The organism is Fontisubflavum oceani, from assembly GCF_030407165.1.
Lineage (GTDB): Bacteria > Pseudomonadota > Alphaproteobacteria > Rhodobacterales > Rhodobacteraceae > Rhodophyticola > Rhodophyticola oceani.
Map to the genome: position 1 here is coordinate 3,118,732 of NZ_CP129111.1, position 12,981 is coordinate 3,131,712.

8 protein-coding genes and 4 pseudogenes are annotated in these 12,981 nt (G+C 62.4%); 5 read left to right on the forward strand and 7 right to left on the reverse strand.

Annotation, left to right across the window (positions count from 1 at the left end; translation table 11 throughout):
• Positions 1-138: 138 nt before the first annotated feature.
• The 3 genes and pseudogenes from QTA57_RS15865 (at position 139) to rsmA (ending at position 3,002) form a co-directional block, all read left to right on the forward strand.
• Positions 139-1,128, forward strand: coding sequence for a peptidylprolyl isomerase (locus QTA57_RS15865; RefSeq protein WP_290152385.1), 990 nt, complete (start codon positions 139-141; stop codon positions 1,126-1,128).
• Positions 1,125-2,102 (forward strand): 4-hydroxythreonine-4-phosphate dehydrogenase PdxA, encoded by a 978-nt coding sequence (gene pdxA / locus QTA57_RS15870; protein ID WP_290152387.1) that lies wholly within the window; start codon positions 1,125-1,127, stop codon positions 2,100-2,102. Before QTA57_RS15865 ends, pdxA begins: the two co-directional genes overlap by 4 nt.
• 58 nt (positions 2,103-2,160) lie before the next feature.
• Positions 2,161-3,002 (forward strand): annotated as a pseudogene (gene rsmA / locus QTA57_RS15875) (16S rRNA (adenine(1518)-N(6)/adenine(1519)-N(6))-dimethyltransferase RsmA).
• A 1-nt stretch (position 3,003) separates the two neighbouring features.
• Here rsmA and QTA57_RS15880 read toward each other — a convergent pair.
• From QTA57_RS15880 to QTA57_RS15910, 7 genes and pseudogenes are all read right to left on the reverse strand, one after another.
• Positions 3,004-3,624, reverse strand: coding sequence for a DUF4167 domain-containing protein (locus QTA57_RS15880; protein WP_290152389.1), 621 nt, complete (start codon positions 3,622-3,624; stop codon positions 3,004-3,006).
• 285 nt (positions 3,625-3,909) lie between these two features.
• On the reverse strand, positions 3,910-4,749 hold the full coding sequence (gene prmC, locus QTA57_RS15885; protein ID WP_290152391.1) for a peptide chain release factor N(5)-glutamine methyltransferase: 840 nt from the start codon (positions 4,747-4,749) through the stop codon (positions 3,910-3,912).
• Complete coding sequence (prfA, locus tag QTA57_RS15890) at positions 4,746-5,801, reverse strand: peptide chain release factor 1 (protein WP_290152392.1); 1,056 nt, start codon at positions 5,799-5,801, stop codon at positions 4,746-4,748. The genes prmC and prfA overlap by 4 nt, the downstream gene beginning before the upstream one ends.
• Before the next feature lie 31 nt (positions 5,802-5,832).
• A complete protein-coding gene (locus tag QTA57_RS15895; RefSeq protein ID WP_290152393.1) occupies positions 5,833-6,282 on the reverse strand; it encodes a DUF1499 domain-containing protein in 450 nt (149 codons plus the stop codon).
• 58 nt (positions 6,283-6,340) lie between these two features.
• A pseudogene (locus tag QTA57_RS15900) lies at positions 6,341-7,542 on the reverse strand (acetate/propionate family kinase).
• Positions 7,539-8,869 (reverse strand): annotated as a pseudogene (locus QTA57_RS18685) (bifunctional enoyl-CoA hydratase/phosphate acetyltransferase). Before QTA57_RS18685 ends, QTA57_RS15900 begins: the two co-directional pseudogenes overlap by 4 nt.
• A 179-nt stretch (positions 8,870-9,048) precedes the next feature.
• A pseudogene (locus QTA57_RS15910) lies at positions 9,049-10,817 on the reverse strand (IlvD/Edd family dehydratase).
• A 222-nt stretch (positions 10,818-11,039) separates the two neighbouring features.
• Between QTA57_RS15910 and QTA57_RS15915 the strand changes: the two are divergent.
• Both QTA57_RS15915 and QTA57_RS15920 read left to right on the forward strand, forming a co-directional pair.
• Positions 11,040-11,747 (forward strand): ABC transporter ATP-binding protein, encoded by a 708-nt coding sequence (locus QTA57_RS15915; RefSeq protein WP_290152395.1) that lies wholly within the window; start codon positions 11,040-11,042, stop codon positions 11,745-11,747.
• Between the two features lie 5 nt (positions 11,748-11,752).
• Positions 11,753-12,979, forward strand: a complete 1,227-nt coding sequence (locus QTA57_RS15920; protein ID WP_290152397.1) for an ABC transporter permease — start codon at positions 11,753-11,755, stop codon at positions 12,977-12,979.
• Positions 12,980-12,981: the final 2 nt, after the last annotated feature.

Below are 12,981 nucleotides of genomic sequence, written 5' to 3' on the forward strand. Positions count from 1 at the left end.
AACAAAGCCCTTTCACCGCCGCCATCACGGTCAATGATCGGGCGGTGACCTATTACGAGATCGAGCAACGGATCCTATTCCTCGAGCTGCTCAACGCGCCCGGCGATTTGGAGCAAGAGGCCCGCGAGACACTCACCAATGAGCGGTTGCAAGCTGGAAGCGGGGGCGCGATTTGGCTTGAGCGCGACGCCGACGGATATAGAGGCCGGAATGGCGGAATTTGCGGCGCGGGCAAACTTGGAACCCGAGCAGTTTATTCAAGCGATTGCGGCGCGTGGCGTCGAGGCCGAGACTTTTCGCGATTTCGTTGCAGCCGGTGTGACCTGGCGAAACGTGTTGCGGGCCCGGTTTGGACCTCGCGCGCAAGTCAGCGAAGAGGAGATCGACCGGGCGTTGACGCTCAGCGGCTCCACCGGTGGAGCGCGGATTTTGCTTGCAGAGCTCGTCATTCCCCTCACGCCGCAAAACCAAGATGACGTACGCACGCAGATTCAAGGCCTGTCTGAAAACCTTGATGGCGATATCGGCGGGTTCTCGGCCGCGGCGCGGCGGCTATCTGCGGCGGGCACTGCGCGGGCCGGTGGCTCGCTTGGCTGGCGCCCTTTGTCCAGCCTGCCACCCGGATTGCGCTCTTTGGTTTTGACGCTCGGGCCGGGCGATGTGACCGACCCTGTCCCACTCGGCCCCGCGATTGCGATCTTCCAGCTGCGCGATTTTGAAGAAACCGACTTCGTCACGCCCGTCGTGACGGCGGTCGAGTATGCGACAATTCCGGTAACCGATGGGCTTTCCGAGGCAACGGCCCTGCGCGACGAGATCGATACATGCGAAGATCTCTATGGCGTGCGCCCCGATGGGTTTACTCGGATCTCGCAACTGATCGACGAGGTGCCCGGCAATGTCGCGCTGGAACTGGCCCGATTGGATGATAACGAAATGTCCTTTGGCTTGACCGGTCAAGGCGGCGAGGTCTCGCGAGTTCTGATGCTCTGCGGCCGGTCGACCGAGCTGCCCGAGGGCGGGCGGGAGCAGGTGCGTGAGGTTCTGTTCCAGCAGCGCTTGGAGAGTTACGCCAACGGGTTCATGGCCGAGTTGCGCGCCGAGGCGATCATTACGGAAGACGAATGAGCACGGCACCGATTGCGCTAAGCTCGGGTGAGCCAGCCGGAATTGGACCTGAGATCGCCGCCAAGGCTTGGGCGGAGCTTGGCGCGCGGTTGCCGTTTTTTGTGATTGGTGACCCGGCGCATTTTGCCGGGTTCGGTGTTCCAGTTGAGGTCATTCGCACGGCAGGTGATGCCGATCACGTAGCAGGCCATGCGTTGCCGGTTCTGGCGCAGGAGTTCCCGGCCGCCGCTGTACCGGGTTGCCCCAACCCGGCCAATGCCCAGGCGGTGATTGACGTGATCGCAACCGGCGTTGATTTGGTGATGCGGGGCGCGGCTTCGGCGCTCTGCACCGCCCCGATACATAAGAAGGCGCTGAAAGATGGCGCGGGGTTCCCATATCCCGGCCATACGGAATATCTCGCGCATTTGGCAGGCGTAGATCGTGTGGTGATGATGCTGGCCTGCGACGCGCTCAAAGTGGTGCCGACGACGATCCATAATGCCCTGGCCGATGTCCCAGGGGCGCTGAGCCGCGCGCTTTTGATGGATACGATCCGGATCACCCACGCCGCCCTACGCCAGGATTTCGGCGTGGACGCGCCGCGCATCGCCGTCACGGGACTCAACCCGCATGCGGGCGAAGGCGGCACGATGGGCGGTGAGGAGATCGCTCTGATCACGCCGGTTCTGGAGGCGTTGCGCGCTGAAGGGCTGGCGGTCACCGGCCCGCATTCCGCCGACACGATGTTTCATGCGGAGGCGCGCGCCGGGTATGATGCGGCAGTGGCGATGTATCACGACCAGGCGCTGATCCCGATCAAAACGCTGGATTTCGCGGGCGGGGTGAATGTGACCCTCGGGCTGCCATTTATCCGCACCTCCCCCGATCATGGCACGGCCTTCGACATAGCCGGCACCGGCAAAGCCGATCCAACCAGTCTGATCGCGGCTCTGAAAATGGCCGAGAAAATGGCCAGGGCGCGAGCGGCGTGACCGGAATTTTCGAAAATTCCGTCCAAAAATCTCGAGATTTTTGCGGGCGGTCGGCGAGATGAGTGGGATCGATACCCTGCCGCCGTTACGCGAGGTGATCGCCACGCATGGGCTGAGCGCACGCAAAGCTTTGGGGCAGAATTTTCTGCTGGACCTCAACCTGACAGCGAAAATCGCCCGCGCGGCGGGTGATCTGACGGGCCATGACGTGTTGGAAGTGGGACCGGGGCCTGGGGGCTGACCCGGGGGCTGCTATCTGAGGGCGCGCGACGCGTGGTGGCGGTGGAAAAAGACGCCCGCTGCCTGCCCGCCTTGGCCGAGATTGCAGCGGCCTATCCAGAGCGGCTGGAGGTTCTGAATGCTGATGCGTTGGAGATCGATTGGGCCGCGCATCTGACCCCGCCAATCAAGGTGGTGGCCAATCTGCCCTATAATGTGGGCACCGAGCTTCTGGTCCGTTGGCTGACGCCGCCCACCTGGCCACCGCTCTGGGACCGCCTGACGCTGATGTTCCAACGCGAGGTGGCCGAGCGGATCGTGGCGCAGCCTGGCAGCAAGGCTTATGGGCGTCTGGCGGTACTCGCGCAGTGGCGGTGCGAGGCGAAGATTGTGATGAGCCTGCCACCGGGCGCATTTACACCGCCGCCGAAGGTCAGTTCCTCGGTGGTGCATCTGGCCGCCCTTCCCGCGCCGCGCTATCCGGCGGACCCGGATGTGTTGCAGCGGGTTGTGGCCAAGGCCTTCAACCAGCGCCGCAAAATGCTGCGCGCCGCGTTGAAGGGGCTGGTGCCTGATATCGAAGATCGGCTTTTGGCCGCGGGGCTTACCCCTACGGACCGGGCCGAGCAAATCCCTGTCGAAGGGTTCTGCGCCCTGGCCCGGCAGGTGGCGGCGGGCTAAGCTACTCAGCCGCTTCCTGCGGATTGTCGGGGGTTGGCTCCGCTGGCGGGCTGTCGGTTTCGGCCTCTGCCTTGCGCGGGCGCCGGGTCCGGCTGCGTTTGGGCTTGGGGGCGCTTTCTGGCGTCTCGACCAAGCCGCTCTCGCCTTCGGGCGCCGCATCGATCACCGCGTCAAAACTGGCATCGGGTTGTGCACCTTCGCCCGGTTGAAGCTCTGCTTGCGGGGCGCTGGCGGTCGGTTTGGTGTTTTGTGCAGCGCTGTCATCGGCGCGTTGCTGATTTTGCTGCGCCGCCTCGTCATGGCGCTGCTGGTTTTGCTGACGCTGCTCGCGCTGCTGGTTTTGCTGCGCCTCTTGCGCCTCGCGCTTGGCTTCCATCTCGCGCTGCGCTTCGCTCAACATGCGGGTGTAATGCTCGGCATGTTGTTGGAAATTCTCGGTCGCGACCCGGTCATTGGAGAGTTGGGCGTCGCGCGCCAACTGGTTGTATTTATCGATAATCTGCTGCGGGGTGCCGCGCACCTTGCCCTCAGGACCCGAGCTGTCAAACACCCGGTTGACGATATTGCCAACGGACCGGTTCCGGTTGCCCTTGGACCGCGAGCGGTTCTTAGATGATCTCATAAGTTTTCTGTTCCAGTGTTCCTGGTGGGAATTGTCGGACCTGGCCCCCGCCAGATCATGTTACAGGCCAACACTCTAATTCCTGGTTGACCCGATTCTGTGGCAAAACCGCGGGCGATTGGGCAGGCCAATCTGCGTCCGCTGGCAAATGAGTAACCACGCTCCGACGCGCAAAACAAGGGTAAATCGGCGTAAAGGCACATTTTTGCGTGTAAAAACGCCGAAATCAGCACAGTTCAGCGCGGTTTTGGCCTGTTCCTCATATTGGGGCGCGTCGTCGGGTGATCAAGACGGCCCGTGCCACGTGCCGCCGACCACGCGATCCCGCCCGTCAAAATCGGGGGTAACCGTGATCTCGCTCAGCCCGGCCTCGGCAAAGAGATCTGAGACTGCCCTGCCCTGGCTTGGCCCGATCTCCACCAACACGCGCCCGTCGGGGGTCAGGTGCCCCGGTGCAGCCGCCGCAATCGCGCGATAGGCGGAGAGGCCATCGGCCCCATCGGTGAGCGCGCCATGGGGTTCGTAATCGCGTACATCGGGAGCCAGCGCAGCCATCTCGACCGCCGCGATATAAGGCGGGTTTGAGACGATCAGATCGAACCGCCCCCCAACGGCAGAGAACCAATCGGATTCGATCAGGGCAAGCCGGTCGCCGACATTGAATTCCGCCGCGTTCCATTCAGCAATCGCGAACGCTTGGGGTGAGATATCCGTACCAATCCCGGTTGCCTCCGGGCGCTCTGCCAGAAGGCTCAGCAAGATACAGCCGGTGCCGGTGCCCAGATCGAGCACCTCTTTGAACGGGTGGCGTAAAGCTTGCTCGATCAGGATTTCGGTCTCCGGGCGGGGATCTAACACATCCGCCGTCACATGAAACCAGCGGCCGTAAAACCAGCGCCCGCCGAGGATATGGCTGACCGGTTCGCGGGCCAGCCGTCGGCCTAGGGCATTCTCATAGAAGAACTCAACCTCTTCGCTGAGCGGATCGCGGAGATGCAGGATCACCCGGTCCGGCGTCAGCCCCAAAGCCGCGGCCATCAGCCAGCGTGCGTCTTTCTCCGCGCCCTCAATACCCGCCGCGCGCAATCGGTCCCGGCCCGCATTCAGCGCGGCCTGGACGCTCACCCCTCCATCTCCGCCAGCATCCGGGCTTGGTCATCCGCGATGAGCGCGTCGATCACCTCGTCCAAATCGCCCTGCATCACCTGATCGAGCTTATAAAGCGTCAGGTTGATCCGGTGATCGGTCATCCGGCCTTGCGGGAAGTTATAGGTGCGGATGCGCTCGGAACGGTCGCCGGAACCGACCTGCGATTTCCGATCCGCCGCGCGTTCGTCATCGACGCGCTGCCGTTCGAGGTCATAGAGCCGGGCACGCAGGACGCCCATCGCGATCTCCCGGTTGCGATGTTGCGATTTCTCCGACGAGGTCACCACAATGCCTGAGGGGATATGGGTGATCCGCACCGCGCTATCGGTGGTGTTCACATGCTGCCCGCCGGCCCCGCTGGCGCGCATCGTGTCGATCCGGATGTCGCCGGCGGGAATGTCGATATCGACCTCTTCCGCCTCGGGCAGCACGGCAACCGTCGCGGCAGAGGTATGGATGCGTCCGCCGGATTCGGTGGTCGGCACCCGCTGCACCCGATGCACTCCGGATTCGTATTTCAGCCGGGCGAATACCCCCTCGCCCGTGACATGGGCCACAACTTCTTTGATCCCGCCCAGCTCCGTCTGGCTTTGCTCGATGATCTCCAGCTTCCACCCATGGGTCTCGGCATAGCGTTCATACATCCGCAGCAAATCAGCCGCAAAAAGCGCCGCCTCATCGCCGCCGGTGCCCGGGCGGATCTCGATCATTGCCGGGCGCGCGTCGGCGGCATCTTTTGGCAAAAGCGCGATGCGAAGCGCCTGTTCCGCCTCGGGCAAAGCGGCGCGCAGCGTCGGCAACTCCTCCTCGGCCAGCGCTTTCATCTCCGGATCGTCCAACATCGCCTCGGCCTCATCGATGTCGCGCAGCAACTGCTGGTAGGCTGCAATCTGATCAGCCACGGGTTTCAGCGCGGCATATTCTTGACTGATCGTGGCAATCTCGGAAGCATCGGGGCCCGCGTTCAGGCGCGCCTCGAGAAACTCGAACCGGTCGGTGATTTGGTGAAGGCGATCAGCGGGCAACATTCAGGCGGTGTCGCTTGGGGCCGCGGAAACGTCAAGAGCCGAGCTGCGACAGCCAGCGCTCCACCCGGGCCGCATTCACCCCCATATCGGAATGCCCAAAGCGCGAGCGCGAGAAAATGTCGATGGCAACTTGGCCCGCCTCATCGGTGGGATGGACCTGCACAGAGATTGCATCAGGGTAGCCCATCAACCGGCTGCGCTGCACATAGGTGATGTGCCCCTCCGACACGCTTCCCGCTATCAGGCGCGCGCCGTCGCCGCGCGCAATCTCATCAAGCCGGGCGGCGATCCCATCAACCGTTCCGGCAAAGCGCGGCGCATCCTCAGCGATCAGCAGGACATAATTGGGGCTGTCGGGGGGCGTCACCTCGGCCGGGGTCAGATGCCAAATCTCGGGCGGCATTGGCGCCACCCGCATATAGACCGCTATAGCGCCGATCAGCAAACCGATGGCCACCACTGCAAATAGGATCAACCGCATGAGATACCTCGCAAATCTGACCGCTAAAGTGTGGTGTTCTGAGCGAAGGTCAAGACCGCTATTCGGCGGCGGCCCAAGCGCCCCTTGCTTCCCGCGTGGCTTCGGCATCTCCGAGAGTCGCGACAACCGCGCGCGCGATCACACGTTCCTCGTCGGTCGGCACAACCAGCACCGGCACCGGCCCGGCGTCAATCCGCGGCGCGCTCACGTCATTGGCCGCGGGCGCAATGCTGAGGCCAAGAAATCCGAGACCGGCAATGGCGCGCGACCGGATTGGGGCCGCGTTCTCGCCAATCCCCCCGTGAAGACCAGCGCATCAACACCACCCAGAACCGCCGCCATGGCCCCGATCTCGCGGCGGAGACGGAAAACGTAATAGTCGATGGCTTGCGCGGCCTCCGGTTCGGGGCTCTGCAACAAGCTGCGCATATCATGGGTGATGCCAGAGAGACCTTTCAGCCCGGATTCTTTGTAGAGCAGATTGCTGATCTCGTCGGTGCCCATGCCTTCGGCATCCATCAGATAGAGCAAAACGCCCGGGTCGACCTGCCCCGAACGGGTGCCCATCGGCAAGCCGTCCAACGCTGAGAACCCCATAGAAGAGCCGACAGACCGACCGCCCTTGATCGCGCAGATCGAGGCGCCATTGCCCAGATGCGCAACAATCACCCGGCCCTCGGCCAGACGCGGCCAATCCCGGCGGAGCGCGCCCATGATGTAGTCATAGCTCAGCCCATGGAACCCATAGCGGCGCACGCCTTGGTCATAGAAGCGGCGCGGCAAAGCGAATGTGTCATTGACCCAAGGGTGACCGCGATGAAACGCGGTGTCGAAACAGGCGACCTGTGCGGCTTGTGGGAAAGCCGCATGGGCCGCCTCGACGCCCGCCAGGTTATAGGGCTGGTGCAACGGCGCGAGCGGCTCGAACTGCCGCAGCTGTTCGATTGTGGCGGGGTCGAGCACGCGCGGGCCGTCGAAATCCGGGCCGCCATGCACCACGCGATGGCCCACGCCATCGATGACACGCCCGGCCATCAGCGGCGTCACGGCATCCAGGATCGCTTGCATCCCGCTTGCGTGATCGGTCGGTCCAAGGTTGGTTTCGACCGGATCCGCCCCGCGTGGAGTTAAAACAAGCTTGGCATTCGGCCCCAACGCGTCGACTTCGCCATTCGCTTCTTCGACCGGTTCGGGCGCATTGGCATAGAGCCCGAATTTGATGGTTGAAGAGCCTGCATTCAGGGTCAGGATCACGCTCATTTAGACGTACTCGCAGCATAAAGCGCGGCAATCGCGCAGGAAGCCAGGCGCGCTTTGTCGTCATCGGCGCGGCTGGTGAGGATGATGGGAACTTGCGCGCCCATGACGATTCCGCCGGCCTCGGCATGGGCCAGGAAGGTCAGCTCTTTGGCCAACATATTACCGGATTCCAGATTGGGGGCGACCAGGATCTCGGCGCGGCCCGCGACCAGCCCTTTAAGGCCTTTGGTCCGCGCCGCCTCCAAATCCACCGCGTTATCCATCGCCAGCGGGCCATCAACCAAGCCGCCGGTGATCTGCCCCCGGTCGGCCATTTTGGAGAGGATCGCGGCATCGAGGGTTGAGGGGATCGAGGCCGTCACCGTCTCAACCGCTGAGAGGATGCCAACTTTGGGTTCCGCCACGCCCAGCCCGATGGCGAGATCGATGGCGTTTTGCACAATCGAGACTTTGCATTCCAAATCGGGCGCGATGTTGATCGCGGCATCGGTGACGAACAGCAGATGATCGAGCCCCGGAACATCCATGACAAAGACATGCGAGAGGCGGCGATTGGTGCGCAACCCACCGTCTTTCTTGAGAATTGCATGCAGAAGCTGATCGGTATGCAGATGACCCTTCATCACCGCCCGCGCGCGCCCTGATGCACAAGCGCCACCGATTTCAAGGCTGCGGCGCGATGATCGGGAATGTCGATAATCTCTAAACCGCTGATATCACATCCGCATTCCTCGGCAGCGGCGGCGATCTTCTTGGCGCAGCCCACCAAGATCGGGTCGATCAGTGTGTGATCCCGGCCAAGCATCGCGCCCATCAGCGCATCCGCTGTTTCCGGCGCCACCACGCTGGTGGGGATTGGCGGCAAAGGTTCGGCCCGCTCGATCAACCGATCGAAATGCACATGGCTCTGGACGGTTAAGCCCGGCACATCATGCGCATCGAAGCTCTGCGCCGCATCGGGTGCAATGACCCGCGCCTCGCCCTCGGCGATCCGGCCATTCGGGCCGTCGACCCAGGTCTCGAAACGCACCAGGTTGTCGGGTAGTTTTTCGACAACCCGCACACCGGCGGTCAATTTGTCGCCCGCATGCGCCCGGCCAATGAACCGCAAGGTTTGATCGCGGTACAGCGTGCCCGGCCCCGGCAGTTGGTTGCCCAACACGCCCGAAATCAGCGCGCCCAACCAGGCCGATGGGGCCACCGCCTCGGGCAACCCATCGCCGTCGCCATCCTCACGTGGCAGATGCATCGGGTTCAGATTGCCGCTGGAATTGGCAAAGACATAGAGGTCATCAGCGACGCAGAGACGGTCAATGCTGGCCTGCATGCCGACCTCAATCGCGTCATAGGGCGTGTTGGTGAATATCGTCATCTCTGTCCTTGGGCCCGCTCGTCGCCTCTTATCTGGGCACCCTACCCCGGAATTACGACAGGGCTTTGACACAGGTCAGATTTTCACCCGGCGCATGGCGATAAAACGCCCGTGCGAAATGCTGGCCGCGCCGCTTAATGATTGTCGCGCGGCAAGTCTTTGGCGATCCGCTGATAGGCCGTGGCCAGTTCAAGGCAACCGCCATCGGCGAGTTGCCCCACATGGGTCCGGTAAAGCTCCTGCCAAGGCGTCTGATGCTCCAGCTCTGGCGGTGTCCAAGCATCGCGGCGGGCTTGCCACTCCGCCTCGGGGATCGTGCAGTCGAGAGTGCCCGCGTTCAGGTCGAGCCGGACCGGATCGCCGGTTTGCAAAAGCGCCAGGCCGCCGCCCACGACCGCCTCGGGTGAGGCGTTGAGGATCGACGGGCTCTCCGACGTGCCCGATTGGCGGCCATCGCCAACGGTCGGCAAATGGTTGATCCCGGCCTGGATCAGCGCATCGGGCGGCTGCATATTCACCACCTCGGCAGATCCGGGATAACCGACGCAGCCAACATTGCGAATGAAGAGAATTGTTTCTTCATCAATACCTAAGGCGGCGTCGTTCACGCGATCATGGTAGTCTTCCGGCCCCTCGAACACGACGGCTTTCGCCTCGAACACGCCGTCGTTCAAAAACCGCGTCCGGAAATCCTCGGAGATGACGGAGGTTTTCATCAGCGCCGAGTCGAAGAGATTGCCGGAAAGCACCAGGAACCCGGCCTCCTCCCGCATCGGATTGCTGACCGGGCGGATCACATCATGGTCTAGGCTCCGCGCCCCGCCCAAGGCGCCCGCCATGGGTTCACCTGTCGCAGTCATCGCCGCGCCATCCAGATGGCCTTCGGCGAGAAGCTCCCCATCACCGCGGGCACACCGCCCGCCCGGAAGAAGCTTTCGCCCAGATAAGCGCCCGCGGGCTGCATATTCACGAGAAGCGGCAGATCATGGCCGTGGGTCTGCCAATCGGTCACGTCCAGCTCGATCCCCGCATGACGCGCAATCGCCTGCAAATGCGGCGGCGCATTGGTGGAGCCGCCAATCGCCGTGTTCACTTTGATGGCGTTCAGGAAGGAGGCGCGGGTCAGAATATCGGAGGGTTTCAGGTCGGCCTCCGTCATCTCCACGATCCGGCGACCGGTGAGATAAGCCATCTCCATCCGCTCGCGGAACGGGGCTGGAATGGCCGCCGCGCCCGGCAAGGTCATGCCCAAAGCCTCCGCCATCGCATTCATCGTCGAGGCTGTGCCCATGGTGTTGCAATGGCCGAGCGAGGGCGAGGAGGCGCAAGCCAGTTCCATGAACTCATCATAGTCAATCTCGCCCTTGGCCAGAAGCCGCCGCCCCTCCCAAATCGTGGTGCCGCTGCCGGCGCGTTTGCCTTTGTACCAACCATCCAGCATCGGCCCGCCATTCAGCGCAATGGCCGGCAGGTCGACCGTGGCGGCCCCCATCAGCATCGCAGGCGTGGTCTTGTCGCAGCCCGTCGTCAACACCACCCCATCGATCGGATAGCCATGCAGCACCTCGACCAAACTCAGATATTGCAAGTTCCGGTCGAGCGCGGCCGTGGGCCGCTTGCCCGTCTCTTGGATCGGATGCACCGGGAATTCCAACGGAATTCCGCCCGCATCGCGAATGCCCGCTTTGATCCGATCCATCAGGAACACATGGATCTTGTTGCAAGGCACGAGGTCAGAGCCGGTTTGCGCCACGCCGATGATCGGCTTTTCAGATTGCAACTCACCTTGGGTGAAGGCCTGGTTTTGATAGCGCTCGAGATAGAGCGCGGTCATGCCGGGATTGTTGGGATTGTCGAACCATTCCTGGCTGCGATAGCGGCGATTGGCGCGGGTGTTTGACATCAACATGTTCCAAATAGTGAAACCTGGGGCCGTATTTTGAAACTCCCCCCTGTTGTAGCGCTGTGTGACCGCCCGCAACAAGGGGTTTTGCGTCGGCCTTGCCTCGGCAGGTTTTCGCCGTGACGTTACGTTGTATTGCCCCGGATTGAGCCAAATCAAATCGCAGACGCACTCTCTATGTCAGTTCCAAGCAGCGACGGACGAAGACCAAGGAGACGGCAGGTGGCGGAGAAAATCTTTCGCACCGAGAACATTACGAAGGTTTATGACACCGGTGAAGTGAAGGTTTACGCCCTCGCCGGGGTCAGCCTGGAGCTATTCGCTGGCGAACTGGCGGTGCTGCTTGGCCCATCGGGCTCGGGCAAATCCACGCTTCTGAATATCCTGGGCGGGCTGGACCATGCCACCGAAGGCCGGGTCTGGTTCCGCGATCTGGAACTGACCGACTTGGGTGACCGTGGGCTGACAAAGTTCCGTCGGGATCATGTGGGGTTCGTGTTCCAGTTCTATAATTTGGTGCCGTCGCTGACCGCGCGCGAGAATGTGCAGCTCGTCACCGACGTCGCGCCAAACCCGATGCCGGCGGCCGAGGCGCTCGATTTGGTCGGGTTGGGCCATCGTCTGGACCATTTCCCCTCGGAAATGTCGGGTGGTGAGCAGCAACGGGTGGCCATTGCCCGCGCGATTGCGAAGCGGCCTGAAGTGTTGCTATGTGACGAGCCTACCGGCGCGCTCGATAGCAAAACCGGCGTGCAGGTGCTCGAAGTGCTCAAAACGATCAATGACCAGTTCGGCACCACCACGGCGGTCATCACCCATAACGCCGCGATCCAGCAAATGGCGCATCGGGTGATTCAGTTCCAAGACGGCAAGATTAGCGAAGTCCATGTGAATGAGACCCGCCTCGCCCCGCATAATATCGTTTGGTGACAGGGATGCAGGCGCTCGACAAAAAGCTCTTTCGCGATTTCAAACGGCTCTGGGTGCAGGGCGTCGCAATCGCCATGGTGTTGGCCTGCGGCGTGGCGCTTCTGCTGACCTCTTTCGGGATGTATCAGGCGCTGGATGATACCCGATCAGCCTATTATGAACGCAACCGGTTCGCGGATGTTTGGATCGATGCCCGGCGCGCGCCAGAAAGCCTTTTGCCTGAGATCCGGGCGATTGACGGCATCTATGCCGTCGACCCAACCGTCTCCGGCTTCGCGATCTTGGATATCGAAGGACGGGTTGAAAGCGCGGTGGGGCATGTCCTCTCCTGGCCCGAGGACAACGACCCGCTGCTCAATGTGCCGCTCCTGCGCTCGGGCGACTACCCCGACCCGACATCCAGCAGCGAGGTGATGGTCAACGAGCCTTTTGCCGAAGCCAACGGGTTTGAGATCGGGTCGGTGTTCCACGCCAATTTGAATGGTCAACGGCGTGCCTTGCGCATCGTTGGCACAGCACTAAGCCCAGAATATATTTACACAATCGGGCCCGGCGGCATGATGCCGGACAATGAGGGGTTCGGCATTATCTGGATGCCGGAACGCGCGGCCTCCGCCGCCTTCGATATGCAAGGCGCGTTCAACGGCCTGGCGATCAAAATCACTCAGGACGCGCGAGAAGAGGCGGTGATCGACGCGCTGGATGATATGCTGGAAGCCTATGGCGGGCTTGGCGCTCATGGCCGCGATCAACAGACGAGCGACAGTTTCGTCAGTTCCGAGATCGACCAACTCAGAGGCATGGCGATGGTTGTGCCGCCGATCTTCTTCGCGATCGCGGCGTTTTTGGTCAGCATGGTGATGGGGCGGATCGTGGCCTTGGAGCGCTCGGAGATCGGGCTATTGAAGGCCATCGGCTATTCGGATTTCGAGATCTGCCTGCACTACCTTCTGCTCGCGGCCTTTATTGCCTTGGTCGGTATCGGCATCGGCTGGGGCGGCGGGACTTGGCTAGCCTATGACATGGCGATGGAATATGTCGTGTTCTTCGACTTCCCCTATCTGTTGTTCCGGGTGCCGGGCTGGGTCTATGCGATCTCAGGTCTGGCGGCGCTTCTAACGACCATGTTGGGCGCGGCTCGCGCGGCGATCATGGCTGCCCGGCTGGCCCCCGCGATCGCGATGCAGCCCCCGCGCCGCCCCGGTTCAAGCGCAGCTTCATCGATGTCTTGATG